Source organism: Microbacterium fluminis (genome assembly GCF_051549805.1).
In the GTDB taxonomy this organism is placed as follows: Bacteria; Actinomycetota; Actinomycetes; order Actinomycetales; family Microbacteriaceae; genus Microbacterium.
On the sequence record NZ_CP196042.1, the window covers coordinates 3102067 to 3127689 of the forward strand.

Below are 25623 nucleotides of genomic sequence, written 5' to 3' on the forward strand. Positions count from 1 at the left end.
ACGAACGAGACGGGGCGCTCGCGGTAGCGGGGCGATTCGGTGGAGCTGTCGGACACTCCCCCAGGGTATCGAGGGTCAGGCGGTGACGAAGTCGATGAGCTCCTCGACCCGGCCGAGGAGGGTGGGCTGCAGATCGCGGTACGAGTGCACCGAGGCGAGGATCCGCTGCCAGGCGCGCGCCAGGTCGGCCTGGTCGTCCGCGGGCCAGCCCAGGGCGCGGCACACGCCCACCTTGAACTCGATCCCCCGAGGCACCTCGGGCCAGCCCGCGATGCCGACGGCGCGCGGCACGACGCACTGCCACACGTCGATGTAGGGATGGCCCACGATGCGGACGTGCGCACCGTGCGGTCCGCGGGCGACGGCGTCCGCGAGGCGGGACTCCTTCGACCCCGGAACGAGGTGGTCCACGAGCACGCCGTAGCGGCGCTCCGCCGATGGCGGGTCGTCGGCCAGGGCCTGATCGAGCAGGTCGACGCCCTGCAGGTACTCCACGACGACGCCCTCGGCGCGGAGATCGGCGCCCCACACCTTCTCGACGAGCTCGGCGTCGTGGCGCCCTTCGACCCAGATGCGGCTGGCGCGCGCGACGCGGGCGCGGCTGTCGGGCGCGGCGAACGAGCCCGATGCGGTGCGCGCGCGCCCGGACGGAGCCTTCGGGGCGGGCAGGGTGAGCACCACCGCGGCTCCGTCGACGAGGAACCCGCCGCCGAGCGGGAACTGGCGGCGGCGGCCGTGGCGGTCTTCGAGCTCGACGATCCCCGACCGCACGCCCATCACCGCTCCGCAGAATCCGTCGCCGGCGACCTCGACCACGAGGTCGCGCTCGGCCGCCACGCGCGCGACCGGCTTGGCGGCGCGGTCGCGCCAGCCCGCAGCGAGCACATCGGTGCCGTATCGATCGTCCATGCGTCCCTCCCGACCGGGTGAGCGTAGCCGCCGACACGCCCGCCACCCGGTGTGACCCGCCGCCCACGGCACCTTCGACCGCGGGACGCCCCGCCGTGCACGCCGCCCGCCGAGCGTTCGCCGAGAGCCGCTCCGCGCGGCCGTCCGCGGCTACCGTCCCCGCCGAGCACCCGAATAGACTCGGGTCCGGGGCGGGAGATCGTGCCTCGCAGAAGGGGGACGCGATGCGGGCTCGTTGGGCGGTGTCGCTCACGGCGGCGCTCGTGATCGTCTTCGCCGGTGCGGCGGGCGCAGCATCCGCCACTCCCCCGCAGCCGCTCGGAGACTCGTACATCCTCGATCAGGCCGGCGTGCTCACCACCGATCAGGAGATCGCCATGAGCTCGCGCATGACCGACCTGTACAAGGCGACCGGCGCCGACCTGTACGTGATGTTCGTCGACACGTTCACCAACCCGAGCAACAGCGAGACGTGGGCCAACCAGGTCGCGCAGGACAACGGACTCGGCCCGAAGCAGTACCTGCTCGCGATCGCCGTCGACACCCGCCAGTACTACCTCTCGGCCGATCAGAGCGGACCGCTCACCGCGGCGCAGGCGACGCAGGTCGAGGCGGCGATCAAACCGCAGCTGGCCGCGAGCGACTGGATCGGCGCCGCCGACACGGCCGCGGCGACCATGGAGTCGCTGCTCGGCGGATCGGGCGGGTCCAGCAGCGGCACCGCGGGCGGCAGCATCCTCAACGTCATCCTCGTCGTGCTCGTGGTCGCCCTCGTGATCGGTCTCGTGATCTGGCTCATCGCGCGGCGTCGCCGCAAGAACCACCCCCCGGTCGCAGGCGGGGAGGGCGCGGCCCCCGTCGAGCAGCTGTCCACCGAGGAACTCGCCCGGCAGGCGTCCTCGGCCCTCATCGCCACCGACGACGCCATCAAGACCAGCGACCAGGAGCTCGGCTTCGCGCGCGCGCAGTTCGGTGATGCCGCGACCGCCGAGTTCGCGCAGGCCCTGCAGCAGGCGACGCAGCACCTCAACCAGGCGTTCACGCTCAAGCAGCAGCTCGACGACTCGGTGCCCGACACCGAGGAGCAGACCCGCGCCTGGAACGCGCAGATCATCCAGCTGTGCGCCGACGCGAACGCCGGCCTCGACGAGAAGGCCGCGGCGTTCGACGAGCTGCGTCAGCTCGAGCAGCGCGCCCCCGAGGCGCTCGCGCAGGTGCGCACGCAGCGCGAGCAGGCCGTCGCCGGGATCGACACGGCCGTCGCACGGCTCGCGGCGCTCACGGGGCAGTACGCGGCCGAGGCGCTCGCCACGATCTCCGACAACCCCGACCAGGCCCGCGAGCGCATCGCGTTCGCCGACGCGCAGCTGACGCAGGCGGATGCCGCGATCACCGCCGGCAAGTCCGGAGAGGCCGCCGTCGGCATCCGCGCCGCCGAGGAGGCCGTCGCGCAGGCGGTGCTGCTCGAGCAGGCCGTCGACAAGCTCGGCGCCGACCTCGGCGAGGGCGAGCGCAACATCACGGCGCTGCTGGCCGAGCTCGACGCCGACGTGGCGACCGCCTCCGCCCTCCCCGACCCCGACGGCCGGGTCGCGGCCGCCGTCGCCGCGACCCGGCAGGTCACCACCGCCGTGCGCACCGAGCAGGCCGGTACGGCCAAGCGGCCGCTCGCCGCGCTCGAAGCGCTGCAGGCGGTCAACACCCAGATCGACGGCGTCGTGCAGGGCGTGCGGGATGCCGCGGCCCAGGCCGAGCGCGCCCGCCAGCAGGTCGGACAGACGATCATGCAGGCGCAGGCCCAGGTCTCCGCCGCCGAGGACTACATCACCGCCCGCCGCGGCGCCGTGGGCGCCGAGGCGCGCACGCGCCTGGCCGAGGCGGGCGCCTCGCTCGTGCAGGCGCAGCAGCTGCAGGGCGTCGACCCGGCGCAGGCTCTGCAGCAGGCCCAGCGCGCCGCACAGCTGGCCGCGCAGGCGATCCAGTACGCGCAGAACGACGTCGGCGCGTTCCAGGGCGGCGGTCTCGGCGGGATGCTCGGCGGCAGCGGCGGATCGGGCGGCTCCGGCGGAGGCGGCGGGATGCTGGGTGCCGTGCTCGGCGGCATCGTCATCAACTCGCTGCTGAGCGGCGGGGGCGGCGGCCGTTCCGGCGGCGGCCTCGGCGGGATGCTCGGCGGCGGCGGCGCGAGCCGCCCCTCCGGGGGCCGTCCCTCGCCCGGCAGCTTCGGCGGCGGCGGCACGCGCGCCCGTCGAGGGGGTGGTCGATTCTGACCCCGACCCTCCGCGCCGCCGGAGCCGCGGCATCCGCTCGTCTTCTGACCCACGAACCTCCCACACACCGATAGGAAGGAATCCCGATGGCAAAGCAGTCCATCTTCGGCCGCATCTCCACCCTGCTGAAGGCGAACATCAACTCGATGCTCGACTCCGCCGAGGACCCGGAGAAGATGCTCGACCAGCTCGTGCGCGACTTCTCCAACAACATCGCCGACGCCGAGTCGGCCATCGCCGAGACGATCGGCAACCTGCGTCTGCTCGAGCGCGACCACGCCGAGGACGTGCAGGCCGCCGCCGAGTGGGGCAACAAGGCCCTCGCCGCCAGTCGCAAGGCCGACGAGCTGCGCACGGCGGGCAGCGCCGCCGACGCCGACAAGTTCGACAACCTGGCCAAGGTGGCGCTCCAGCGCCAGATCAGCGAGGAGAACCAGGCGAAGGCCACCGCCCCGCAGATCGCCTCCCAGACGCAGGTCGTCGACCAGCTCAAGGACGGCCTCAACGGCATGAAGACCAAGCTCGAGCAGCTGAAGTCGAAGCGCGCCGAGCTGCTGGCCCGTGCCAAGACCGCCGAGGCGCAGAACAAGGTCGTCGACGCGGTCAAGTCGATCGACGTCATGGACCCCACGAGCGAGCTCGGCCGGTTCGAGGACAAGATCCGCCGCCAGGAGGCGCTGGCCGCCGGCAAGCAGGAGCTGGCCGCGTCGAGCCTCGACGCCCAGTTCAACTCGCTCGAGGACATCGGCGAGCTCACCGAGGTGGAGGCGCGTCTGGCCGCGATCAAGGGCGGATCGGCCACGCCGCAGGCCGCGATCGACGCCGGGCAGTAATCCCGCCGGTACGCGCCACGACGGGCGCCGCTCCTCCGGGGCGGCGCCCGTCGCCGTTGTTCGCCGTGCGCGGAGCGGATGCCGCGGCCCGCACGGGTGCGGCAGGATGAAGCGCATGACCCGATTCCTCGTCGTGCCGCAGTGGCAGGGGTCGTCGTCGTCGCGGGCGATGCAGCTCGTGGACGGCGCACTGGCGATCGCGGGCGACCTCCCCCGCACCGCTACCACCGTGGTGGACGTGCCCGTCGGGGCGGGCGAGAGCCTCGGATCGGGCGTGCACCGGCTCAGCTCGCTGCTGCGCGTGCGTGCGGCCGTCGACGATGCGTTCGGCAGCCACCCCGACACGGCCGAGCCGACGGTGGTGATCGGCGGCGACTGCGGCGTCGCCCTCGCCGCGATCGCCCGCGTCGCCGGACCCGACCTCGCCGTGCTGTGGCTCGACGCGCACGCCGATCTCAACGACCCCGACTCCTCACCGTCGAAGGCCTTCCACGGCATGGTGCTGCGCGCCGTGCTCGGGGACGGGCCCGACGGAATGACCATCCCGGCGGGCACGATCACGCCCGACCGGGTCGTGCTGGGCGGCACGCGGGAGCTCGACCTCGGCGAGGAGCTGTACATCGCCGCGACCGGCATCGCCGTACTCCCGATCGAGGCGTTCGCCGACCCCGCCTCGATCGCCGAGGCCGTCGTCGGCACCGGCGCCACCCGGGTGCACATCCACGTCGACCTCGACGTGCTCGATCCGGGCGAGGTGAACGGCGTGACCTACCCCGTCCCGTTCGGGGCGCGCGTGGCCGACGTGGTGGCCGTGATCGGGGCCGTGCGGGAGCGGATGCCTCTGGCCGGGGCATCCCTCACCGAGTTCTCGCCCTCGTCGCCCGACGCCGCCGTCGACGACCTCGGCGCGATCCTGCGCCTCGTCGGGGCGCTCGCGTGAGTCCGATCCCGATCCCGCCGGCCGGATGGCGCGCGGAGGCCGACCGCCGGCTCGCGCACGGTCGTCGCCTCGACCGGTTCATCCCCGGCATCCTGCTCGACTCGCCGATCAGTCGCGCGGGGTTCTGGTACGGACGCGCCGTGGGCTGGATCTGGGGGTCGCTGTGGAGCACGGGCCGCGTCGAGCGGCGCGGCGGGCTGTGGATCTTCCGCGGTATGCCGTCCTGGGCATACGGCCGCGGCGGTGTGTGCGTCGGCGACTGCTTCCTGACCGGAGACGGGCATATCGACGATCGACTGGTCGCCCACGAGGCCGTCCATGCGCGGCAGTGGCGCCGCTACGGCTTCCTGCTGCCGCTCCTCTATCTGATCGCCGGGCGGAACCCCCTGCGCAACCGCTTCGAGATCGAGGCGGGGCTGGAGGACGGCAACTACGTCCCCCGCGGCTCCTGACCTTCCGACGCGGATGCCGCGGCATCCCCCGCGTCCGCATGCAGCACGGCCGTCCGCCCGACGCGCCACACCTGACGCCCCAGAGTGACCACGACGGCCCCGGGCAGCACGATCCAGAACAGGTTCGGCAGGATCGCCACGGCGAGGAACCCGGCGAGGTCGCCGCGTTCAAGCGACTGGCGCGTCATCTCCAGACCGCTCGAGGCCTCGACGAGGAAGTAGATCACGGTCTTCCAGAACGTCGCCGTGCTGACCACGAGCGCGACGACGACGCCCGACCATCGCCGGGCCGCCACCAGCGCCCACACGATGAAGACCACCTCGACGAGGTTGGCCCAGCTCTGCGCGCTGCCGAACGCGTCGAATCCGGCGTAGCGGTGGTCGAAGCTCGAGTAGAACACGTGGCCCGGCCACAGGCCGGCCAACGGCCCGCCGGCGTGCGAGAGCGGGCCGAGCAGCACATAGCAGGCGTCGTAAGTCTGGATGATCGCCGAGATCGTGAGCCAGACGACGACCCAGACCGGCAGGCGCAGGTCGCGCGACACGGCAGCGGTGGTCATGGCCGGAGCCTAGCGCCGGCCCCTCGCTGCGCGGGTCAGCGCGCGGTGGCGAGCCCGAAGCGCTCGGGGGTGTGGATGCCGTCGGCCGGCACGCCGAGGTGCACGGTGAGGTGGTCGACGATGTCGGCCGTGCCGAGATAGCCGCCGAGCAGCGTGATGCGGGTGCGGTCGTCGCCCCCGCAGAGCATCTCGCCCGCCCAGGCCGCGACCGCGCGCGACAGCGCGTCGCCGGGTGCGCACGCACGACCGGTGCCGGGGGCGCCGGTGCGGGCGGAGCGGTCGAGCCACGTCACGACCATGCGCACGGGCGCGTCGATGCGACCGATCCACGAGGCATCCGGCACTTCGACGAAGACGCGGCCCGTCGAGCAGATCGGGAGCGTCGCCAGCAGCGCCTCGAGCTCGGCGAGCGAGTGCTCGTCGGCGGTGATGAGCTGCTGCACGCGCGTGTGGCGCGTCGCGCGGCAGGCGCTGGCGTTGTGGTCGGCGGAGGTCATGGCGTCCTCCACTATACGCCCGAGTGAAGGGTTGCCTAACCTTGCCGCCACTCCCTGGGTGATCGCTCGGCGTTCTCTCAGTCGTGCACGAGCACGCGGCGCAGCTCTGCCACCTCGTCGTCGCCGAGACCGTGCGCGCGGAGGTAGTCGGCAGGAGAGCCGTAGCGCGCGTCGAGGTCGGCGAGCAGCCCCGCCATCACGGGCGCCGGCGAGCGCGTCGTGAGCTCCTCGAGGTGCTGCGCCTCGGGGTGCACCGCGCGCAGCCGGGCGATGATGGCGCGATTCCTCGACTCGGGCATGAACCGCTCGGTGCGGGCGTAGTCCTCCACCACCGCCTCGCGCTCGACACCGGCCGCGCTCAGGGTGAGGGCGACGGTCACCCCCGTACGGTCCTTGCCCGCCGCGCAGTGCACCAGCACGGGCTGGTCGGCGAGGACTCCGCGGACCACCGCGAGCACCTTCTCCGCGGAATCGTCGACGAGCGACCGATAGAAGGACTCGAGCGACGCGTCGCGCTCGAAGAACGACGCGATCGACCCGACGAACAGGGGCACGCGCTGCGTCTGCAGGTCGAGTCCGTCGACGCGGCTCGGCGAGATCCGCACCTCGTCGTCATCGCGCAGGTCGATGATGCGACGGATGCCGAGCGCACCCACCGCGCGGGTGCCGTCATCGTCGAGCTGCCCGAGGTGCCCCGAGCGGAACAGCACGCCCGACCTCGTGCGCCCGGAGCCGGCAGGCAGTCCCCCGATGTCGCGGAAGTTCAGCGCTCCGGGTACGAGCGAGACATCCGTCACGCGGAGGTCTCCTGCCGCGCCGGGACGGGATAGCGACCCGCGATCGCCACCCGATTGAAGGCATTGATCGACACGAGGATCCAGCTCAGGGCGACGTACTCCTGCTCGCTCAGGATGCCGCCGACGTGGTCGTACACGCCGTCCGGGACGCCCTCCTCCGAGATGAAGGTGAAGGACTCCGTGAGCTCCAGCGCCGCGCGCTCGCGCTCGGTGAAGACGCCCGACTCGCGCCAGGTCGCGAGCTGCGTGATCTCGTCGATGCCGAGACCGGCCGCGACGGCGCGGTCGACGTGCACCCGCACGCAGAACGCGCAGCCGTTCAGCTGGGACGCGTGGATCTGCACCAGCTCCTTGAGGCGGTCGTCGATCCCGTTCGCGGCGGCGAGCGCACCCACGGTCTTGGAGAACGCCTCCAGCGCCCGGTAGGCGTCCGGGGCGGAGCGGGACAGGTGCACGCGGCGTTCTTCGCTCATGTCGTCAGCCTAACCAGGCGTGCTGCGCGCGGGGCTCCCGTGTCCGGGGTCGACGCACGTGCACGCCCGGCCGCCGCAGACGAGGAGAATGGATGCCTTCCCACCCCGTCACCCCGAGGATGCCGCGTGACCGACACCGAATTCGACGAGTTCTCGTTCCTGCCCGACCAGGCCGCCGACAACGGCCTCGACGGATCGCTCCCCCACGGCGAGCGGGTGTCGCTCGCCCTTCCGGACGGGCGCACCCTGAGCGCGCTGCGCTGGGCGCCCGCCGACACCCCCGGGGCGGCCCCGGTGGTGACGTTCCTGCACGGCGCGGGCCTTAACGCCCACACGTGGGACACCACGATCCTCGCGCTGGGCCTCCCCGCCCTCGCGATCGACCTCGCCGGCCACGGCGACTCGTCCTGGCGCGAGGACGCGGCGTACGTGGCACGGCCGCTCGCGTCCGACGTCGCGATCGGCATGGATGCATGGACCGACGCGCCGCAGGTGCTGGTCGGTCAGTCGCTCGGCGCCCTCACCGCCGCGGCGGTCGCGGCATCCCGCCCCGATCTGGTCCGGGAGCTGATGGTGATCGACATCACCCCCGGGGTCGACCCGAACGCCGGACCGACGCAGATCCGGGAGTTCTTCGCCGGGCCGACCGACTGGGCCACGCGCGACGAGCTCGTCGACCGCGCGCTCGCGTTCGGGCTGGGCGGCAGCCGCCGTGCGGCCGAGCGCGGCGTGTTCCTCAACTCGCGCGTGCGTCCCGACGGGCGCGTCGAATGGAAGCACCACTTCGCGCACCTGGCCGCGGCGATGGCCGCCGACCCCGCGCGGGCGGCGCGGGCCGGCGCCCGTCAGGACGCAGTCGCCGCCGTGCTCGGCGCGTCGGGCTGGGAGGATCTCGCGGGGGTGCGGGCGCCGCTCACCCTCGTGCGCGGCGACCACGGCTACGTCACCCCTGACGACGCGGCGGAGTTCGCCCGGCGCCTGCCGGACGCCGTCGTCGCGACCGTCCCCTCGGGGCACAACGTGCAGGAGGAGCAGCCGCTCGACCTCGCCCGTCGTGTTCACGCACTCGCCGACCGCCCGTGAGGAAGGGTTAACACTTCTGTTGCGTTGCGTGTAGCGAGCACAGTAGGCCACGATCCCGGACTCTAGGCTGTTACGCGCACCTCGAGTCGTCTCTCGACCGGCATCCCCGATACATGGACGGATGCCGCGCCCTGCGAAAGGACCCCCATGCCCCGCCGGATCACCCTCGCCGCCACCGCGCTCCTGGCGGCGACCGCGCTCGCACTCACCGCCTGCACCGGCGGATCGTCGTCCACGCCGTCGGCGACCGGGGAGCCGAATCCGGATGCCACGCTGCGCGTGGGTCTCGTGCTCGAGCCGTCGAACCTCGACATCCGCCACACCAGCGGTGCCGCGCTCGAGCAGGCGCTCATCGGGAACGTGTACGAGGGCCTGGTCAGCCGCACGCAGGACAACAAGATCGAGGCCGGTCTCGCCACGGATCACCAGGTCTCGTCCGACGGGCTGACCTACACCTTCACGATCGCGCAGGGCGTCACCTTCCACGGCGGCCAGCCGCTCACCGTCGAGGACGTGGTGTCCTCGCTCACCCAGGTCAAGGACGACGCGACCGTCATCGGCCACGCCGATCTCGCCGGGGTCTCGACGATCGTCGCGCAGGGCACGGACAAGGTCGTGATCACCCTCACCGCCCCCGACCAGAATCTGCTGTTCGCCCTCACCGGGCCGGCGGGCCTGGTGCTCAAGGCCGGGGACACCACCGATCTGAAGACCGCCGAGAACGGCACCGGCCCGTTCTCCCTGAAGCGCTGGAACCAGGGCGACAGCATCGAGCTGACCCGCAACGACAAGTACTGGGGCAACCCGGCGGGCGTGGCATCCGTCATCCTGCAGTACATCCCCGACTTCACGGCGGGCGTGAACGCCGCGCTGGCCGGCAGCGTCGACGTGCTGACCGCCGTCGATCCCACCCTCTCCCCGCAGCTCGACGGCGCGCAGGGATTCCACCTCACCACCGGCAAGACGACCGACAAGGGAACCCTCGCCTTCAACAACGCCAAGGCGCCCCTCGACGACCAGCGGGTGCGCGAGGCGCTGCGCCGTGCGATCAACCACGACGACCTCGTGAAGGCGATCGGCGCGGGCTCGACCATGTACGGTCCGATCCCCGCGCTCGACCCGGGCTACGAAGATCTCTCCGGGACCATCACGTACGACCCCGAGAAGGCCAAGCAGCTGCTGGCCGACGCCGGTCAGTCCAACCTGTCGCTCACCCTCACGATCCCGAGCTTCTACGGCACGACCGTGCCGCAGGTGCTGGTCTCGGACTTCGACAAGATCGGCGTCGAGCTGAAGGTGAACTCGGTGGACTTCCCGACGTGGCTGAAGAGCGTCTACACCAACCACGACTACGACCTCAGCTTCGTGCTGCACGTCGAGCCGCGCGACTTCGGCAACTTCGCCAATCCGGGCTACTACTTCGGCTACGACAACGCCGAGGTGCAGAAGCTCTACAAGGAGGCCGTGCAGACCACCGACGAGGGCGAGTCGGCGAAGCTGCTCGCCCAGGCCGCGAAGATCGTCGCCCAGGACAGCGCCGCCGACTGGCTCTACAACTCCGCGACGATCACCGCCGTGCAGGGGAATGTGGCCGGCTTCCCGGTGGACTCCATCAACTCCCGCCTGCGTCTGGCCGGTGTGACGGTCACCAAGTAGCGTTCGGGGCGTGATCCGCTACGCGCTGACGAGGCTGGCCCTGCTGGTGGTGGGCCTCCTCGTCGCGAGCGTGCTGATCTTCCTCTCGCTGCGGGTGCTGCCCGGCGATGTCGCGCAGCTGATCGCCGGCACCGAGGGCACGCCGCAGCAGGTGGCGGCGATCCGCACGCAGCTGGGGCTGGACGAGCCGCTCATCGCGCAGTACCTCGGCTGGATCGGCGGGGTGCTCCGCGGAGACCTGGGCGCCTCGCTCATCACCGGCACCTCGGTGGCCGACGAGCTGGCGCAGAAGGCGCAGGTGACGATCCCGCTCGGGATGCTGTCTCTCACGGTCGCGATCCTCATCGCCGTGCCGTTCGGGGTGCTGTCGGCGATGCGCCGGGGCCGCGCGTCGGGCACGACGCTGAGCGTCGTCTCGCAGGGACTCGCGGCGGTGCCGGTGGTGTGGGCGGGGATGATGCTCGTGGTCGTCTTCGCGGTGTGGCTGGGCTGGCTCCCCGCGCAGGGGTTCCCGCGCGACGGCTGGGCCGACCCGGCGAACGCCCTGCGGTCGCTGATCCTCCCCGCCGTGACGATCGGGGTGGTGGAGGGCGCGATGCTGCTGCGGTTCGTGCGCAGCGCGACCCTGCAGGCGGTCGGGCAGGACTACGTGCGCACCGCGGCGGCGAAGGGCCTCACGCGCGCCGCGGCGCTCATCCGCCACGGACTGCCGAACGTGGGGCTGTCTGTCATCACGGTGCTCGGACTGCAGGTGGCGGGGATCATCGTCGGCGCGGTCGTGATCGAGCAGCTGTTCACCCTCCCCGGCGTCGGGCGCATGCTCGTCGAGGACGTCGCCCGCCGCGACCTCCCGAAGGTGCAGGGCGAGCTCCTCGTGCTCACCGGCTTCGTGCTCGTCGTCGGCTTCGCCGTCGACCTCCTCCACCGCGTGATCGACCCCCGCCAGCGGGAGGTGTCCTCGTGAGGTCTCGCGGGTGGCTGGGCCGCCTGTGGGGCACCGGCACGGGTCGGTTCGGGATGCTCGTGGTCGCGGTGATCGTGGTCACGGCCGGTGTCGCGCTGGTGTGGACGCCGTTCGACCCGATCTCGGTCGACGTGTCGGCGCGATGGCTGCCGCCGGGCTGGCCGCACCTGCTGGGGACGGATGCCTCGGGGCGCGACATCCTGAGCCTGCTCATGGCCGGAACCCGCACCACCGTTTTCGTCGCGGTCGGCTCGGGGATCATCGCCACGGTGATCGGGATCGCGCTGGCCGCGCTCGGCGCGCTGACGGCGCGATGGCTGCGCGAATCGGTCGCGGTGCTGGTCGACATCCTGATCGCCTTCCCTGTGCTGATCATCGCCACGATGATCGCCGCCGTGTGGGGGCGTTCGCTGTGGGTGGTGATCTGGGCCGTCGGCATCGGGTTCGGCGTGAGCATCGCGCGCGTCACGCGGCCCGAGCTGCGCCGCGTGCTGCACGCCGACTTCGTGCTCGCCGCCCGCGCCTCGGGGCTGACGCCCGCGCAGACGCTGTGGCGTCACCTGCTGCCCAACGTCGCGCCGGTGTTCATCGTGCAGCTGTCGTGGGCGATGGCCGTCGCGGTGCTCGCCGAGGCGGGACTGTCGTACCTCGGGTTCGGCGCCTCGGTCACGGAGCCCTCGTGGGGGCTGCTGCTGTCCGACCTGCAGAAGTACATCGGGGTGCATCCGCTCTCGGTGATCTGGCCCGGGCTGGCCATCACCGTCACGGTGCTGGGACTGAACCTGCTCGGCGACGGGCTGCGCGAGGCCACCGACCCGACGCTGTCGCGCGGACGCCGCCGCGGCCACGGCGGCGAGCGCGCGCACGTGCCGGGGGTGGTGGCATGAGTCTCGAGGTCGAGGGTCTCACCGTCGACATCGACGGCCGCCGCGTGGTCGACGGCGTCTCGTTCGCCGTTCCCGACGGCGCCCGCGTCGGCCTGATCGGCGAATCGGGCTCGGGCAAGTCGCTCACCGCGCTGGCGATCCTGGGCCTGCTCCCGGACGGCGCGACCTGCGGCGGCAGCGTGCGCTGGAACGGGCGCGAGCTGCTCGGCCTGCCCGACCGGGAACTCGCCGGCCTGCGCGGTGACGAGATCGGCATCGTGTTCCAGGAGCCGCGCACGGCGCTCAATCCGATCCGCACCGTCGGACGGCAGATCGCCGAGTCGGTGCGCATCCACGAGCGGGTCGGTCGCGCCGAGGCGCGCACCCGCGCGATCGCCGAGGCCGAGCGGGTGGCGCTCCCCGACCCGGCGCGGATCGTCGATCGCTACCCCCACCAGCTCTCGGGCGGACAGCGTCAGCGGGTCGCGATCGCGATGGCCCTCGCCTGCCGCCCGCGGCTGCTGATCGCCGACGAGCCGACCACGGCCCTCGACGTGACGATCCAGGCCGAGATCCTCCGCCTCCTGCACGGACTCGTCGACGATGCGGGCATGTCGCTCGTCTTCATCACGCACGACCTCGCCGTGCTGTCGCAGATCGCCACGCACGGCGTCGTCCTCGAGGACGGGAGGGTGGTGGAGGACGCCCCGATCCGCACGCTGCTCACCGCGCCCGTGTCCGAGGTGACGCGGGGACTGCTGCGGGATGCCTCCGCCACGCTGTGGCGCCCGGAGGGGATCGCATGAGCGGCGACGGAGTGCTGCTGCGCGGGCGCGGGCTGGGCCGGAGGCATCCGCTTCCCCGCTCCTCGTTCTTCGAGCGCACGCACTACGCCGACGCGCTGATCGACGCCGATCTCGACGTGCGCGAGGGATCGGCGGTGGGGATCATCGGCGAGTCGGGCTCGGGCAAGTCGACGCTGATCCGGCTGCTGCTGGCGCTGGACGTGCCGACGACGGGCGACGTGGAGTTCCGCGGGCGGCCGGTCGACGCGCGGGCGAGTGCACGGTCGCTGCACTGGCTGCGCCGCGAGACGGGCATCGTCTTCCAGGATCCGTACGCGTCGCTCGACCCGCGCATGAGCATCGGGCGCATCGTCGGCGAGCCCCTGTGGGCGCTGGGCATCGAGGGCGACCGCCGGGCGCGCGTGCGCGAGACCCTCGAGGACGTCGGGCTCGACGCCGAGGTCGCCGGCCGCCACCCGCACGAGTTCTCCGGCGGGCAGCGGCAGCGGATCGCGCTGGCGCGGGCGATCGTGCACCGTCCCTCGCTGCTGGTCGGCGACGAGCCGCTCTCGGCCCTCGACGTGACGGTGCGCGCCCAGATCCTCGGGCTGCTCGGCGAGCTGAGACGCCGCGAAGGGCTCACGCTCGTGCTGGTGTCGCACGACATCGGCGTCGTGCAGAACCTGTGCGACGAGGTCGTCGTGATGAACGAGGGCCGCATCGTCGAGGCCGGCCCGACCGAGAAGGTGCTGCTGCAGCCCCAGGCGGCCTACACCCGCCGCCTGCTGTCCTCCATCCCCACCATCGACCCCGGTCCCTGACCCCGGCGGCTCGCGGCCGAACCCCGCTGCGACGGGTGAGAGCCCGGTGAACATCCGCGGACGGGCCGGGACGGATGTCGGGCGCCGGGGTTAGCCTCGGAGACATGACGCACGCGCCGCACGGGATCATCCCGCCCTACCTCCTGGCCCGCCTCGCCGCCGCCCAGGAGCCGGCGCTCGCCCGCGCCTCGGCGGCCGCGCAGGCCACGCTCGCCACCGACCGCAAGATCCGGCCGCAGCGCTCGCGCGTGCGCCTGTCGATCGTCGAGCCGGGCACGCTGGTGGTCGAGAGCGTCCCGGCCGCCGACCGCACGATCTCCGACGCGCAGAACACCGAGAAGCTCCCCGGAACGACGGTGCGCCGCGAAGACGACCCGCCCACCGGCGACGCCGCGGTCGACCAGGCGTTCGACGGCCTCGGCCAGACGCACGACTTCTACTCCGACGCGTACGGCCGCGACGGCATCGACGGCGCCGGCGCCCCGCTGCTGGCGACGGTGCACTACGGCCGCGACTACGACAACGCCTTCTGGAACGGCGAGCGCATGGTGTTCGGCGACGGCGACGGCGAGGTGTTCATCGGGTTCACCTCCTCGCTCACCGTCATCGCGCACGAGCTCACCCACGGCATCACCGAGCACGAGGGCGGGCTCGAGTACCAGGGCCAGCCGGGCGCCCTCAACGAGTCGCTCTCCGACGTGTTCGGCGCCCTCGCCGAGCAGTACACGCGCAACGAGACCGCTGCCGAGGCCGGCTGGCTGATCGGCGCGGGCATCTTCGCCCCGAACGTGAAGGGTGTCGCCCTCCGCTCCCTCAAGGCGCCCGGCACCGCCTACGACGACCCGGTGCTCGGCCGCGATCCGCAGCCCGCGCACATGGACGGGTATGTGCACACCGACGACGACAACGGCGGTGTGCACATCAACTCCGGCATCCCGAACCGCGCCTTCTACCTCGTCGCCACCGCCCTCGGCGGTAACGCCTGGGAGCGCGCCGGGCTGGTCTGGTACCGCACGATCACCGGCGACCTGCCGCCCACCGCCGACTTCGCCGCGTTCGCGCGGGCCACCCTCGCCGCGGCGGCCGCGGAGTACGGTGAGAAATCGGAGGTGGTCGACGCCGTCCGCGCCGGGTGGGCGGGCGTCGGCGTCGTGGAGGATGCGTTCACCGAGCGATGACGAGCGGACGGATGCTGCGGCATCCGTCATCGTCGTGACCGTCACCCGCACCGGAGGGATCGCGGGGCTGCGCAAGGAGTGGTCGGCCGAGGCGCCCGCCGACGAGGAGGAGCGCTGGGTGACCCTCATCGAGGACTGCCCGTGGGATGTCACGGTGAGCGCCTCGCGCGGCGCCGACCGATACGTCTGGCGCATCGACGCGCGATGCGGTGAGGAGCGCCGCGAGGCGCAGCTTCCCGACCAGGCCGTCGCCGGTCCGTGGCGAACGCTCGTCGACGAGGTGCAGAACGCGTCGGCGACCTAGTCGTCCGCGGGCGCGGAGCGGCCGAAGAGGCTGCGTCGGACCTTGCGGGGCTTGAGGTGCTTCTGCAGGTAGATCGTGCCGAGCCAGCGCCCGAACTTGAATCCCACCCGGCCCATGCGGCCGACCTCGACGAAGCCGAGCTTCTCGTGGAGGGCGACGGATGCCTCGGCGCCCTTGTCGCTGATCACGGCCACCATCTCGCGGATCCCGGCCGCTTCGCACGCCTCGATCAGCGCCACCAGCATCGCCCGGCCGAGACCCTTGCCGGCCGCGGCATGTCCGAGATAGATCGAGTTCTCGACGCTGTAGCGGTATGCGGACTTCGACGACATCGGCTGCACCAGGGCATAGCCGAGCACGTGCCCGCCGGGCGACTCGGCCACCAGGAACGGCAGCGACAGCTTCTGGAGGTAGAGGAACTTCTCGCGCCACTGTGCGAGCGTCCACTTCTTCTCGTCGAACGTCACCACCGAGTTGGTGACGTAATAGTTGTAGATCTCGCGGATGTCGGGGATGTCGCGTTCCTCGGCCCGCCGGATCGCGTAGGTGAACGGACCCTCCTCGGGCGCGGTGCGACGCAGATGGCGCGGTAGCACGCGCCGTTTCTGGTACTCCTCCTCCAGCATGACGACGAGCCTACGCGCGCGGCGACGGCTCGGCGGGAAGCGCCCAGTCGACCGGCGCCGCGCCCTGCGCGACCAGCAGGTCGTTCGCGCGCGAGAACGGCTTCGATCCGAAGAAGCCGCGGTGCGCCGACAGCGGCGACGGGTGCGCGGACTCGACGATCGGCGTCGCGCCCAGCATCGGACGGAGGTTCGAGGCATCCCTCCCCCACAGGATCGCGACGAGCGGCCGATCCCGTGCGACGAGGGTGCGGATCGCGTGCTCGGTGACCTTCTCCCACCCCCAGCCCCGGTGCGATCCCGAGACACCGGGCGTCACGGTGAGCACTCTGTTCAGGAGCAGAACGCCCTGGTCGCTCCACGCCGAGAGGTCGCCGTGCGGGGCGGGCGGGATGCCGAGATCGGCCTGCAGCTCCTGGTAGATGTTCGCGAGGCTCCGCGGCAGGGGCCGCACATGGCCCTCGACCGCGAACGACAGTCCGATGGGATGCCCCGGGGTCGGGTAGGGATCCTGCCCGACGATGAGCACCTTCACGTCGTCGAGCGGACGGGAGAACGCCCGCAGCACGCGATCGCCCGCGGGGAGGTAGTGGCGGCCCTCGGCCACCTCCGTGCGCAGCCGGTCGCCGAGCGCCGCGATGTCGGGGCCGACCGGGGTGAGCGCTTCGGCCCAGCCCTCGTCGATCAGACCGGCCGCGGCCAGTTCGGAGAGGGACTTCGCCATGCTCCCAGGGTAGGGGCGCAGCGGTGTTAGTCTCGCGAACGTGTCACGCGCCTCCGCCGCCGCAGACCGGCTCCGAGGCTCCGCCCTGGGGATCACGGCGGGGCTGATCGGCTGGTTCGTCCTCGTCGAGCTCACCAGCGGCATCCTGCAGGGGTACTACGTGCCGCTGTTCAGCGACATCGTCGTGCACCTGGGCATCCACGACGCCGATGTGAACTGGTTCGAGGCGGCGCAGCTGCTGCTCTCCGCGCTCGTCGTGCCCGTGCTCGCCAAGCTCGGCGACATGTACGGGCACAAGCGCATCCTGCTGATCGCGGCCGTCCTCACCGCGGGGGCGAGCTGGTGGCTGGTGTTCGCCGGGTCGTTCTGGACGTTCCTCATCGCCTGGGCGCTGCAGGGCTTCTACGTCGTCTGGCTGCCGCTGGAGATCGCCCTCATCTTCGAGCGTGGCAGGCGCCAGGCGCGCGGGGTGTCGATGACACGGCGTGCGGCCGGACTCCTCGTCGTCGGGCTGCAGGCGGGTGCCATCACCGGGGCGCTCGCGGCGGGACGCATCTTCGCGGCCACCGGCGACCTCACCGGAACCCTCATGGTGCCTGCGATCGCGGTCACGCTGATCGCCGTCGTGATCTGGCTGGGGGTGCCCGAATCGGAGCCGCTGCCCGGCCGGCGCCTCGATACGGCCGGGTTCGCGATCCTCGCGATGGCGCTGCTGCTGGTGACCAGCTCGCTGACGTTCCTGCGCCTCAACGGCCCGGGGTTCGTGTGGACGTGGGTGCTGCTGGCGGCGGGTCTCGCGACGATCGTCTGGTTCGTGCGGTTCGAGCTCCGCCAGCCCGACCCGGCCGTCGACATCCGTGTGCTGCGGCGCCCCGAGATGTGGCCCGTGCAGGCGACCGCCGCCCTGGTGGGCATCAGCCTGCTCGGGGCGCAGGGGCCGCTCTCGACCTACGCCGGCACGGACTCCTCGCTCGGCTACGGTCTCGGCCTGGACGCTACCGAGCGCTCGAACGTGATCGGCGTCTACCTCGTCTCGCTCATCGTGGGCGCGGTGCTGTTCGCGGTGACGTCGCGTCGGGCACCGCCCCGCGGCATCCTGATCGTCGCGTCCGCCCTCGTCGGGGTCGGGTACCTGCTCTTCCTGCCGTTCCACGTCGAGCTGTGGCAGGTGCTGCTGAACCTCGGGATCGCCGGTCTCGGCTCGGGCGCGCTGGTGGCGGCGCTTCCGGCGGCGGCCGCGGCCGCGGCCCCGCGCGGGCAGACCGGCATCGCCTCGGCGCTCACGAACACGACCAAGACGATCGGCGGCACTTTCGCGTCCGCGATCTTCGGCGTGGTGCTCGCGGCCGGCGTCGGTGCGGTGGCCGGTCAGACCGCCGCGTCCCTCGGCGGGTACATGGCCGTCTGGACGATCTGCGCCGTGGGCGGCTTCATCGCCGCCGTGCTGCTGTTCTTCGTGCCGAAGGTCGCGTTCGCCGACGAGGCGCCGTCGGCCGAGGAGGCACCGGGGGGCGCCCCCGTCGTGTGAACCCTGGTCGTACGAACGGAGATCAGACGGTGCGCACGCGCAGCGGGCCCCGGGCGAGCAGGTGCTGCGCGGACTGCGCCACCGGACGCATCGTGATGAGGTCGAGGTTGACGTGCGCGGGGGCGTTGAGGGCGTACGCGATCACGTCCGCGACATCGTCGGCCACGAGGGGGTGCTCGACCCCGTCGTAGACCTGCGCCGCGGCATCCGCGTCTCCGCCCAGTCGGTTGAGGGTGAACTCCTCGGTGCGGACCATGCCCGGCGCGACCTCGGTCACGCGGATGGGCTCTCCGTTGAGCTCGAGCCGCAGCACGTGCGCGATCATCGCCTCCGCCGCCTTGGCCGCCGCGTATCCGCCGCCGCCCGGATAGGCCGTGAACGCGGCGGTGGAGGTGACGAAGAGGGTGTCGGCATGACCGCCGTCGGATGCCGCGGCCCGCAGCTGCGGGAGGAGGGCGGCCACCATCCGCTGCGCCGCGAGGACGTTGACGTCGAACATCCACTGCCACCCCGCGGGATCGCCGTCCTCGATGCGGTCGGTGCCGAGTGCTCCTCCGGCCACCTGGACGAGGGCGTGCACCGGTCCGGTCGACTCCAGCCACGCGGCGAGCGCGTCCACGTCGGCGGCGGAGGTGAGGTCGGCGGCGAACACCTGGGCGCCGGTCTCGGCGGCGAGCGCGTCCAGGCGATCGGCCCGCCGGGCGGTGCCCACGACGTCCCACCCGCTTGCGCGCAGCGCACGCACCGTCGCCTCGCCGATCCCCGAGCTCGCACCGGTCACGACTGCACGCCTGTTCGCCATGCCTCCAGGCTACCCACGCGGCGACGCAGGCCAGGTTACGCAACATTTCCCGACCGTTGTCGGGCGTGCGAGGCATCCGTACTCTCGCATCATCCCCGCCGTGACCGCGAGCGGAGCAGCGAACTGCAGGAGCACACCATGTCGGCACCCGAGAACTGGCGTTTCGAGACCAAGCAGATCCACACCGGCGCGCAGCCCGACCCGGTGACCAAGGCGCGCGCGACGCCGATCTACCAGACCACGTCGTACGTGTTCGACAACAGCGACCACGCCGCGAACCTCTTCGCACTGGCGGAGTTCGGCAACATCTACACGCGCATCCAGAACCCGACGCAGGACGTCGTCGAGCAGCGCGTCGCCGCGCTCGAGGGCGGCACCGGTGCGCTCCTGGTCGCGTCGGGCCAGGCGGCCGAGACGTTCGCGGTGCTCAACATCGCCGAGGCGGGCGACCACATCGTCTCGTCGTCGTCGATCTACGGCGGCACCTACAACCTCTTCAAGTACACCCTCGCCAAGCTCGGCATCGAGACCACGTTCGTCGAGAACCAGGACGACCCCGAGGAGTGGCGTCGCGCGGTGCGCCCGAACACGAAGCTCTTCTTCGCCGAGACGATCGGCAACCCGAAGATCAACGTGCTCGACATCCGCACGGTCGCCGACGTCGCCCACGCGTCGGGGGTGCCGCTCATCGTCGACAACACGATCGCGACGCCCTACCTCATCAAGCCGTTCGAGCACGGCGCCGACATCGTCGTGCACTCGGCGACGAAGTTCCTCGGCGGCCACGGCACCGTGATCGGCGGCGTCATCGTCGACGGCGGCACCTTCGCCTGGTCGCAGAACGTCGAGAAGTTCCCCGGCCTCACCGAGCCCGACCCGTCGTACCACGGCGCGTCGTACACGACGGCCGTCGGCGACGGCCTGGCGTACATCATCAAGGCCCGCGTGCAGCTGCTGCGCGACCTCGGTGCCGCCATCTCGCCGCAGAGCGCGTGGCTGCTCATCCAGGGCATCGAGACGCTGTCCCTGCGCATCGAGCGTCACGTGCAGAACGCGCAGGAGATCGCCGAGTGGCTCGAGAACCACGACGACGTCGCCACCGTGAACTACTCGGGCCTGCCCACCTCGCCCTGGTACTCCGCGGCGAACACCTACGCCCCCAAGGGCGTCGGCGCGGTGCTGTCGTTCGAGCTCAAGGGAGGCGTCGGCGCCGGCCGAGCCTTCGTCGACAGCCTGACCCTGTTCAGCCACCTCGCCAACATCGGCGACGTGCGCTCGCTGGTGATCCACCCCGCCTCCACCACGCACTCGCAGCTGACCCCCGAGCAGCAGCTCACCAGTGGTGTCACGCCGGGTCTCGTGCGCCTGTCGGTCGGACTCGAGAACATCGACGACCTCAAGGCCGACCTCGAGCAGGCGCTCGCCGCCGCGCGCGAGGTCTCGGAGGCCGCCCGGGCCTGACCCGGCTCGCCGATCGAACGGATGCCTCGTCCCGCCGCGCGCGGGACGAGGCATCCGTCGTTCCCTGTCCGATGTGAGGAGATCTCTTGTTCTGAGGACGGATCGGCAGGATTCGTCCTCAGAACGACGGATCTCCGCAGAACCCCCGTCGTATCGTGGGGCCATGAGCGAGCACGAGCACGAGCGCGTGGCAGCGGTCTACGACGACTTCGGCCGGCGGTGGGCGCACGGGACGTCTCCGCTGTTCGAGGACTGGGCGACCGGGATCGCCGCCGACCCCGCCGCGGTGGCGCGGATCGCGGCTCTCCCCCGACGTCTGCAGCAGCCGAACCTCGTCTTCGCCGCGGCACGGTGGGCGGGCTGCGATCTGGTGCCGTACGCATCGTGGGGGTCGTGGCTCGCGGCGCACTGGGATGCCGTGGTGGCGATCACCGAGACCCGCTCGACCCAGACGAACGAGCCCAACCGCTGCGCGACGCTGCTGCCCGTGCTGTCCCGCATCGACGGGCCGGTCGCGCTGCTGGAGACCGGGACCGCGGCGGGCCTGTGCCTCTACCCCGACCGCTACAGCGTCGACTACTCGACGCCGTCGGGCCGGCTCCGGGTCGACCCCGTCGCCGGTCCGACGACGTTCGCCCTGGCGTGCACGGTCGACGACGAGGCATCCGTCCCGGAGCGGATGCCCGAGATCGTGTGGAGACGCGGGATCGACCTGGACCCGATCGACGCCGCCGACCCCGACGCCGTCGCATGGCTGGCGACGCTGGTGTGGCCCGGACCCGACCACGACGCCCGGGTGGCGCGGCTGCGCGGAGCGGCCGCGATCGTGGCCGCGGAGCGTCCCGAGATCGTGCGCGGCGACATCCTGGAGGTGCTGACGGATGCCGCGCGCGACGCCCCGTCCGAGGCCACCCTGGTCGTGTTCCACAGCGCTGTTCTGCTCTACCTCGACGCCGCGCAGCGGCGCCGGTTCGCCGACCTCGTCGGCGGTCTCGGCGCCGCGATCGGCCGCCGCGTCGTGTGGCTGTCGAACGAGGTGGCCGGCACGCTGCCCGAGATCGACGCCCGGCTCCCGGCGTCCCTCGACTCGTCGCAGCGCTTCGTGCAGACCGTCGACGCGGTGCCCGTGGCCCTGGCCGGCCAGCACGGCGCCGTCTACGAGACCCGCCCCTTCGCTCGCTGACCACCTCCCCTCCCGCACCGCCGCCGGGCGTCCATCGCCCGTGAGCTGTACGAGAGCCCCCGCGATGTCCCGTGCATCTGGAGGGCTCTCGTCCCTCGCACGGGCGATGGACGAGGGAGAAGGCTCGGAGGGGAGGTGTAACAGTGGGCGGGAAGAGGACCCGGGGCGGGGAGAATGGGGGGATGGACTGGCAGACCTCCGAGGACACCGTGCCGTCGGCACCGGTGACGGAGGCGGACGCCCGCCTGCTGCTGGGGCGGCCGCCGGTCACGGGGGCATGGCGCGACGGCGACCCGGTCGGCGACCGCCGGTTCGCGGCGTTCGGCGCCTTCCGCACCGAGGGCGGGCAGGAGTTACCCGGAGTACGGGTGGCGTTCGAGACGTGGGGCGAGCTGAACGCGGCGCGCGACAACGCCGTGCTCATCCTGCACGCGCTCACCGGCGACAGCCACGTGCGCGGCGCCGCCGGGCCGGGGCATCCGACCGCCGGCTGGTGGGACGACATCGTCGGGCCCGGCGCGCCGATCGACACCGACCGCTGGTTCGTCGTCGCTCCGAACATGCTCGGCGGATGCCAGGGGTCGACCGGCCCCGCGAGCGTCGCGCCCGACGGCTACGAGTGGGCCGCGCGCTTCCCCTACCTCACGATCCGCGACCAGGTCGCCGCGCAGGAGCGTCTCGCCGACGCACTCGGCATCGGGGTGTGGGCGGCGGTCGTGGGCGGATCGATGGGCGGGATGCATGCGCTGGAGTGGGCGGTCGGCTCCCCCGAGCGCGTCGCGCGCGTCGCCATCCTGTCGGCGCCGCCCGTCAACACGGCCGACCAGATCGCCCTCAACTCGGTGCAGCTCGCGGCGATCCAGATGGACCCCCGCTTCCAGGGCGGCGAGTACTACGACGCCGGCGACGGCGACGGACCGCATCGGGGCCTCGCCCTCGCGCGGCGCATGGCGCTGCTGAACTACCGCAGCCCGAACGAGCTCAACGCCCGCTTCTCGCGGTCGTGGCAGTCGGGCGTGAGCCCGCTCGGGCGTGGCGGGCGCTTCGCGGTGGAGTCGTACCTCGACTTCCACGGCAACAAGTTCACCCGCCGCTTCGACGCGAACAGCTACATCCGGGTGGTCGAGGCGATGAACTCGCACGACGTCGGTCGCGACCGCGGCGGCGTCGAGGAGGCCCTGCAGCGGGTGACCGCGACAGCCCTCGTGCTCGGCATCGACACCGATCGTCTCTTCCCGATCGACGGACAGCACCGCATCGCCCGGTCGATCCCGCGCACTCTCGACGGCGACAGGGCCGTCGTGCTCGCGAGCGACTTCGGCCACGACGGCTTCCTCATCGAGACCGCCGCCGTCGGCCTGCACCTGCGTCGCCTGCTCGAGCCCTGACGTCCCGGCGGCACCGGCAGCGGAGCGGATGCCTCGGCGCGAGGCATCCGTCGTCGGTCACCCGTGCCGCGTGTACACCCACGGCAGCGCGGTCGTGTCGAGCCGGTGCCGGGCCTGCGGCGCGGTGGTCTCGGGGTCGTAGTCGGTGTCGCCGCTCCACAGCAGGAGCGATCCGGTGTCGGTGCGGCGCAGACGGGTCGCGAAGATCGCGATCCCGCCGAGGCGCGCCGCGGCCAGCAGGCCATCGGCGTCGAGCGGGTCGGCGAGGCCGGACAGCGTCACCCACGTGGGCGGGTACAGCACGAGCTCACCGCGCCCGTGGGCATCCAGCGCATCGGCGGGGCGGATCCACTGCGACGACACCGCCTCGGCGGGCTGCAGGGTGATCTCACCCGCCGGCGCCCGCCCGACCAGGAACCACGTCCGGATGCGCACCGGCACGTCCTCCGGCGGCTCCCACCGCGACAGCAGCACGAGGTCGGCGCCGTCGACGATGAGGCCGGTCTCCTCGCGCGTCTCGCGCACCCCCGCGGCACGGGCGATGTCGGACTCCGATGCGTCGGGCGTCAGCCCCGCGGCATCCGACTCCTCCACCTTGCCGCCGGGGAACACCCACGCTCCCGGGAACGAGCCGCGATCGGGCCTCTCGATCAGCAGCACCTCGGGACCCTCCGCGCTGTCGCGGACCAGGATCACGGTCGCCGCGACGGGGAGGTCGGGAACCTCCGGGACAGGAGGAGCGGATGCCCCGCGCCGGGGTGCGACGTCGTCGTGCATCGTCCGACTCTACGACCCGATGCGATCGCACGGCGATCGCACGGCGATCGCACGGCGCAGCCCCGACGCCGCGAGAGGCGTCCGGCTCAGGCCGGCACGGCGACCGCCCGATGCGAGCGCGCCTCGACCCCATAGCTGACCGCCGCGAACGCCAGCCCGGCGAGTGTGAGGGCGACGCCGACCCACGACGGCGCGGCGAACCCCCACCCGAGGGCGATCACCGTGCCACCCAGGAGCGCACCGAGGCTGTTGCCCACGTTGAGCGAGGAGTGGTTGAGGGCGGCCGCGATCGACTGGTTGTCCTCGGCGACGTCCATCAGCCGCGTCTGGAAGGCGGGGCTGAGGACCGCCGAGACCAGCCCCACCAGGAACGCGAAGAACGCCAGAGCGACGATCCACTGCGCGGTCAGAGCGAGGGCGGCGAGCACGACGGCGAGGGCGGCGAGCCCGACGAAGATCGTGCGGCGCAGGCTGAGGTCGGCGAAATGCCCGCCGAGCAGGTTGCCGATCGTCATCCCCACGCCGATCAGCACCAGCACGATCGGCACCGCCCACTCCGGTGATCCGGCGACCTCGGTCACGATCGGCGCGACGTAGCTGTACACCGCGAAGAATCCGCCGAAGCCGATGCCGCCCATCGCCAGCGTCAGCCACACCTGCCCGAGGCGGAACACGCGCAGCTCGGCACGCAGCATGCGCGAGGGCTCGCCCGCGTGCCGCGGAACGAACAGGGCGATGCAGACCGTCGAGAGCGCGAACACGCCCGCGACCACGACGAACGCGGCGCGCCACCCGAACTGCTGGCCGAGGAACGTGCCCAGAGGCACGCCCACCACGTTCGCGACGGTCAGCCCGGTGAGCACGAACGCCACGCCCTTGGCGCGCTTGCCCGGGCCCAGCACGTCGGCGGCCACGAGCGCGCCGATGCCGAAGAACGCCCCGTGCGGGAGCCCGGCGAGGAAGCGGGACGCCGCCACCAGCTCGAACGTCGGAGCGATGCAGGTCAGGGCGGTGAACAGCGCCAGCGCGGCAGCGAGCGCGATCATCACCCGGTGCCGGGGGAACCGCGCGACGGAGCCGGCGATCGTGGGGGCGCCGACGACGACGCCGAGCGCGTACAGCGAGATGAGCCAGCCGGCCTGGGCGATGGCGTCGTCCGGGTTGGTCGACCATGCGACGGGGAGCAGGTCGCGCGCGATGTTCGGCAGCAGTCCCATCACGACGAACTCGGTCATGCCGATGCCGAAGCTGCCGATGGCGAGGGAGAGGAGCGCCCTCGTCGCCGCCCCCCTCGAGGAGATCGAGGAGGTCACACCCTCATGCTACGTGCGGGCGAGGCATCCGGGCGAATCGATTCGAACCGCGCGCCGGGATCTCGCTCCGCGGTCGCCGTGTCGCGTGGATCAGGCCGACAGGTCGTCGCCCGCCGCGTCGATCGCGGCCTCGAGGCGGTCGATCTTGGCGTCGAGCTCGCCGGTGTAGCCGGGGCGGATGTCGGCCTTCAGCACGAGCGAGACGCGCGAGCCGAACGGGGCGACCGCGTCGGTCGCCCGCCGGACCACGTCGAACACCTCGTCCCACTCCCCCTCGATCTCGGTGAACATCGAGGTGGTGCGGTTCGGCAGGCCCGAATCGCGGACGACCTGCACGGCGGCGGCGACCGCGTCGTGCACCGAGCCGTCGGCGCGGCCCGTGCCGCTGGGTGCCACCGAGAACGCGACGAGCATGCGGATACCTCCGAGTGAGGGG

General features: G+C 72.3%; 27 protein-coding genes. 16 read left to right on the forward strand and 11 right to left on the reverse strand.

The window, feature by feature from the left end; translation table 11 throughout:
- Positions 1 to 75: 75 nt before the first annotated feature.
- Entirely contained in the window at positions 76 to 909 is an 834-nt protein-coding gene (locus tag ACSJDX_RS15030; protein WP_438353441.1) for a DUF3097 domain-containing protein, read from the reverse strand.
- Positions 910 to 1133: 224 nt separating this feature from the next.
- Here ACSJDX_RS15030 and ACSJDX_RS15035 point away from each other — a divergent pair, with 224 nt between their 5' ends.
- The 4 genes from ACSJDX_RS15035 to ACSJDX_RS15050 all read left to right on the forward strand — a co-directional run bounded on the left by ACSJDX_RS15035 (position 1134) and on the right by ACSJDX_RS15050 (position 5404).
- Entirely contained in the window at positions 1134 to 3179 is a 2046-nt protein-coding gene (locus ACSJDX_RS15035; protein ID WP_438353442.1) for a TPM domain-containing protein, read from the forward strand.
- Between the two features lie 86 nt (positions 3180 to 3265).
- A complete protein-coding gene (locus ACSJDX_RS15040) occupies positions 3266 to 4012 on the forward strand; it encodes a PspA/IM30 family protein (RefSeq protein ID WP_438353443.1) in 747 nt (248 codons plus the stop codon).
- Positions 4013 to 4127: 115 nt separating this feature from the next.
- Entirely contained in the window at positions 4128 to 4952 is an 825-nt protein-coding gene (locus ACSJDX_RS15045) for an arginase family protein (RefSeq protein WP_438353444.1), read from the forward strand.
- A complete protein-coding gene (locus tag ACSJDX_RS15050) occupies positions 4949 to 5404 on the forward strand; it encodes a Fe-S oxidoreductase (protein ID WP_438353445.1) in 456 nt (151 codons plus the stop codon). Before ACSJDX_RS15045 ends, ACSJDX_RS15050 begins: the two co-directional genes overlap by 4 nt.
- On the opposite strand, the gene ACSJDX_RS15055 is transcribed toward ACSJDX_RS15050, so the two are convergent.
- The 4 genes from ACSJDX_RS15055 to ACSJDX_RS15070 form a co-directional block, all read right to left on the reverse strand.
- The gene (locus ACSJDX_RS15055; protein WP_438353446.1) at positions 5383 to 5964 is read right to left on the reverse strand and encodes a hypothetical protein; all 582 of its coding nucleotides are present in this window, start codon (positions 5962 to 5964) and stop codon (positions 5383 to 5385) included. The two genes, ACSJDX_RS15050 and ACSJDX_RS15055, sit on opposite strands and share 22 nt — an antisense overlap.
- Before the next feature lie 35 nt (positions 5965 to 5999).
- On the reverse strand, positions 6000 to 6461 hold the full coding sequence (locus ACSJDX_RS15060) for an SIP domain-containing protein (RefSeq protein WP_438353447.1): 462 nt from the start codon (positions 6459 to 6461) through the stop codon (positions 6000 to 6002).
- A gap of 77 nt (positions 6462 to 6538) precedes the next feature.
- A complete protein-coding gene (locus tag ACSJDX_RS15065) occupies positions 6539 to 7258 on the reverse strand; it encodes a tyrosine-protein phosphatase (protein ID WP_438353448.1) in 720 nt (239 codons plus the stop codon).
- On the reverse strand, positions 7255 to 7731 hold the full coding sequence (locus ACSJDX_RS15070) for a carboxymuconolactone decarboxylase family protein (protein ID WP_438353449.1): 477 nt from the start codon (positions 7729 to 7731) through the stop codon (positions 7255 to 7257). Before ACSJDX_RS15070 ends, ACSJDX_RS15065 begins: the two co-directional genes overlap by 4 nt.
- 126 nt (positions 7732 to 7857) lie before the next feature.
- Between ACSJDX_RS15070 and ACSJDX_RS15075 the strand changes: the two genes are divergently transcribed.
- The 8 genes from ACSJDX_RS15075 to ACSJDX_RS15110 all read left to right on the forward strand — a co-directional run bounded on the left by ACSJDX_RS15075 (position 7858) and on the right by ACSJDX_RS15110 (position 15388).
- Entirely contained in the window at positions 7858 to 8814 is a 957-nt protein-coding gene (locus ACSJDX_RS15075) for an alpha/beta fold hydrolase (protein ID WP_438353450.1), read from the forward strand.
- Positions 8815 to 8961: 147 nt separating this feature from the next.
- Positions 8962 to 10470 carry an ABC transporter substrate-binding protein gene (locus ACSJDX_RS15080; RefSeq protein ID WP_438353451.1) on the forward strand — a complete coding sequence of 503 codons (1509 nt, stop codon included), beginning with the start codon at positions 8962 to 8964 and terminating at the stop codon, positions 10468 to 10470.
- A 10-nt stretch (positions 10471 to 10480) separates the two neighbouring features.
- Positions 10481 to 11434 (forward strand): ABC transporter permease, encoded by a 954-nt coding sequence (locus ACSJDX_RS15085; RefSeq protein WP_438353452.1) that lies wholly within the window; start codon positions 10481 to 10483, stop codon positions 11432 to 11434.
- A gap of 53 nt (positions 11435 to 11487) precedes the next feature.
- Complete coding sequence (locus ACSJDX_RS15090) at positions 11488 to 12321, forward strand: ABC transporter permease (RefSeq protein WP_438355008.1); 834 nt, start codon at positions 11488 to 11490, stop codon at positions 12319 to 12321.
- Positions 12318 to 13106, forward strand: coding sequence for an ATP-binding cassette domain-containing protein (locus tag ACSJDX_RS15095; RefSeq protein ID WP_438353453.1), 789 nt, complete (start codon positions 12318 to 12320; stop codon positions 13104 to 13106). Before ACSJDX_RS15090 ends, ACSJDX_RS15095 begins: the two co-directional genes overlap by 4 nt.
- Entirely contained in the window at positions 13103 to 13906 is an 804-nt protein-coding gene (locus tag ACSJDX_RS15100) for an ABC transporter ATP-binding protein (protein ID WP_438353454.1), read from the forward strand. Before ACSJDX_RS15095 ends, ACSJDX_RS15100 begins: the two co-directional genes overlap by 4 nt.
- A 104-nt stretch (positions 13907 to 14010) precedes the next feature.
- Positions 14011 to 15084: a M4 family metallopeptidase gene (locus tag ACSJDX_RS15105; protein WP_438353455.1), complete on the forward strand. Its 1074-nt coding sequence runs from the start codon at positions 14011 to 14013 to the stop codon at positions 15082 to 15084.
- Positions 15065 to 15388, forward strand: coding sequence for a protealysin inhibitor emfourin (locus ACSJDX_RS15110; protein ID WP_438353456.1), 324 nt, complete (start codon positions 15065 to 15067; stop codon positions 15386 to 15388). The genes ACSJDX_RS15105 and ACSJDX_RS15110 overlap by 20 nt, the downstream gene beginning before the upstream one ends.
- Here the strand turns inward: ACSJDX_RS15110 and ACSJDX_RS15115 are convergent.
- Positions 15385 to 16014 (reverse strand): N-acetyltransferase family protein, encoded by a 630-nt coding sequence (locus ACSJDX_RS15115; protein WP_438353457.1) that lies wholly within the window; start codon positions 16012 to 16014, stop codon positions 15385 to 15387. The two genes, ACSJDX_RS15110 and ACSJDX_RS15115, sit on opposite strands and share 4 nt — an antisense overlap.
- 10 nt (positions 16015 to 16024) lie before the next feature.
- A complete protein-coding gene (locus ACSJDX_RS15120) occupies positions 16025 to 16735 on the reverse strand; it encodes a uracil-DNA glycosylase (protein WP_438353458.1) in 711 nt (236 codons plus the stop codon).
- A gap of 40 nt (positions 16736 to 16775) precedes the next feature.
- Here ACSJDX_RS15120 and ACSJDX_RS15125 point away from each other — a divergent pair, with 40 nt between their 5' ends.
- On the forward strand, positions 16776 to 18263 hold the full coding sequence (locus ACSJDX_RS15125) for an MFS transporter (RefSeq protein ID WP_438353459.1): 1488 nt from the start codon (positions 16776 to 16778) through the stop codon (positions 18261 to 18263).
- Positions 18264 to 18285: 22 nt separating this feature from the next.
- Here the strand turns inward: ACSJDX_RS15125 and ACSJDX_RS15130 are convergent, their stop codons facing one another.
- On the reverse strand, positions 18286 to 19065 hold the full coding sequence (locus ACSJDX_RS15130) for an SDR family oxidoreductase (RefSeq protein ID WP_438353460.1): 780 nt from the start codon (positions 19063 to 19065) through the stop codon (positions 18286 to 18288).
- Positions 19066 to 19203: 138 nt separating this feature from the next.
- On the opposite strand from ACSJDX_RS15130, the gene ACSJDX_RS15135 reads away from it, so the two are divergent.
- The 3 genes from ACSJDX_RS15135 (at position 19204) to metX (ending at position 23097) form a co-directional block, all read left to right on the forward strand.
- Complete coding sequence (locus ACSJDX_RS15135) at positions 19204 to 20526, forward strand: bifunctional o-acetylhomoserine/o-acetylserine sulfhydrylase (RefSeq protein WP_438353461.1); 1323 nt, start codon at positions 19204 to 19206, stop codon at positions 20524 to 20526.
- A 163-nt stretch (positions 20527 to 20689) separates the two neighbouring features.
- Positions 20690 to 21709 carry a DUF2332 domain-containing protein gene (locus tag ACSJDX_RS15140; protein WP_438353462.1) on the forward strand — a complete coding sequence of 340 codons (1020 nt, stop codon included), beginning with the start codon at positions 20690 to 20692 and terminating at the stop codon, positions 21707 to 21709.
- 182 nt (positions 21710 to 21891) lie between these two features.
- Entirely contained in the window at positions 21892 to 23097 is a 1206-nt protein-coding gene (gene metX, locus ACSJDX_RS15145; protein WP_438353463.1) for a homoserine O-acetyltransferase MetX, read from the forward strand.
- A 57-nt stretch (positions 23098 to 23154) separates the two neighbouring features.
- On the opposite strand, the gene ACSJDX_RS15150 is transcribed toward metX, so the two are convergent.
- From ACSJDX_RS15150 to ACSJDX_RS15160, 3 genes are all read right to left on the reverse strand, one after another.
- Positions 23155 to 23874, reverse strand: coding sequence for an NUDIX hydrolase (locus ACSJDX_RS15150; RefSeq protein WP_438353464.1), 720 nt, complete (start codon positions 23872 to 23874; stop codon positions 23155 to 23157).
- A gap of 86 nt (positions 23875 to 23960) precedes the next feature.
- Positions 23961 to 25109, reverse strand: coding sequence for an MFS transporter (locus tag ACSJDX_RS15155; protein WP_438355009.1), 1149 nt, complete (start codon positions 25107 to 25109; stop codon positions 23961 to 23963).
- 168 nt (positions 25110 to 25277) lie between these two features.
- Positions 25278 to 25601, reverse strand: a complete 324-nt coding sequence (locus tag ACSJDX_RS15160) for a thiamine-binding protein (protein WP_438353465.1) — start codon at positions 25599 to 25601, stop codon at positions 25278 to 25280.
- Positions 25602 to 25623: the final 22 nt, after the last annotated feature.

Bases quoted from the DNA above. Each gene is read 5' to 3' on its own strand.
- ACSJDX_RS15130 (WP_438353460.1), bottom strand. From the start codon at position 19,065: ATGGCGAACAGGCGTGCAGTCGTGACCGGTGCGAGCTCGGGGATCGGC.
- ACSJDX_RS15045 (WP_438353444.1), top strand. From the start codon at position 4,128: ATGACCCGATTCCTCGTCGTGCCGCAGTGGCAGGGGTCGTCGTCGTCG.
- ACSJDX_RS15090 (WP_438355008.1), top strand. From the start codon at position 11,488: ATGCTCGTGGTCGCGGTGATCGTGGTCACGGCCGGTGTCGCGCTGGTG.
- ACSJDX_RS15055 (WP_438353446.1), bottom strand. From the start codon at position 5,964: ATGACCACCGCTGCCGTGTCGCGCGACCTGCGCCTGCCGGTCTGGGTC.
- ACSJDX_RS15040 (WP_438353443.1), top strand. From the start codon at position 3,266: ATGGCAAAGCAGTCCATCTTCGGCCGCATCTCCACCCTGCTGAAGGCG.
- ACSJDX_RS15095 (WP_438353453.1), top strand. From the start codon at position 12,318: ATGAGTCTCGAGGTCGAGGGTCTCACCGTCGACATCGACGGCCGCCGC.
- ACSJDX_RS15070 (WP_438353449.1), bottom strand. From the start codon at position 7,731: ATGAGCGAAGAACGCCGCGTGCACCTGTCCCGCTCCGCCCCGGACGCC.
- ACSJDX_RS15160 (WP_438353465.1), bottom strand. From the start codon at position 25,601: ATGCTCGTCGCGTTCTCGGTGGCACCCAGCGGCACGGGCCGCGCCGAC.
- ACSJDX_RS15060 (WP_438353447.1), bottom strand. From the start codon at position 6,461: ATGACCTCCGCCGACCACAACGCCAGCGCCTGCCGCGCGACGCGCCAC.
- ACSJDX_RS15120 (WP_438353458.1), bottom strand. From the start codon at position 16,735: ATGGCGAAGTCCCTCTCCGAACTGGCCGCGGCCGGTCTGATCGACGAG.
- ACSJDX_RS15150 (WP_438353464.1), bottom strand. From the start codon at position 23,874: ATGCACGACGACGTCGCACCCCGGCGCGGGGCATCCGCTCCTCCTGTC.
- ACSJDX_RS15135 (WP_438353461.1), top strand. From the start codon at position 19,204: ATGTCGGCACCCGAGAACTGGCGTTTCGAGACCAAGCAGATCCACACC.
- ACSJDX_RS15115 (WP_438353457.1), bottom strand. From the start codon at position 16,014: ATGCTGGAGGAGGAGTACCAGAAACGGCGCGTGCTACCGCGCCATCTG.
- ACSJDX_RS15140 (WP_438353462.1), top strand. From the start codon at position 20,690: ATGAGCGAGCACGAGCACGAGCGCGTGGCAGCGGTCTACGACGACTTC.
- ACSJDX_RS15110 (WP_438353456.1), top strand. From the start codon at position 15,065: ATGCGTTCACCGAGCGATGACGAGCGGACGGATGCTGCGGCATCCGTC.
- ACSJDX_RS15035 (WP_438353442.1), top strand. From the start codon at position 1,134: ATGCGGGCTCGTTGGGCGGTGTCGCTCACGGCGGCGCTCGTGATCGTC.
- ACSJDX_RS15105 (WP_438353455.1), top strand. From the start codon at position 14,011: ATGACGCACGCGCCGCACGGGATCATCCCGCCCTACCTCCTGGCCCGC.
- ACSJDX_RS15100 (WP_438353454.1), top strand. From the start codon at position 13,103: ATGAGCGGCGACGGAGTGCTGCTGCGCGGGCGCGGGCTGGGCCGGAGG.
- ACSJDX_RS15080 (WP_438353451.1), top strand. From the start codon at position 8,962: ATGCCCCGCCGGATCACCCTCGCCGCCACCGCGCTCCTGGCGGCGACC.
- ACSJDX_RS15030 (WP_438353441.1), bottom strand. From the start codon at position 909: ATGGACGATCGATACGGCACCGATGTGCTCGCTGCGGGCTGGCGCGAC.
- metX (WP_438353463.1), top strand. From the start codon at position 21,892: ATGGACTGGCAGACCTCCGAGGACACCGTGCCGTCGGCACCGGTGACG.
- ACSJDX_RS15155 (WP_438355009.1), bottom strand. From the start codon at position 25,109: ATGACCGAGTTCGTCGTGATGGGACTGCTGCCGAACATCGCGCGCGAC.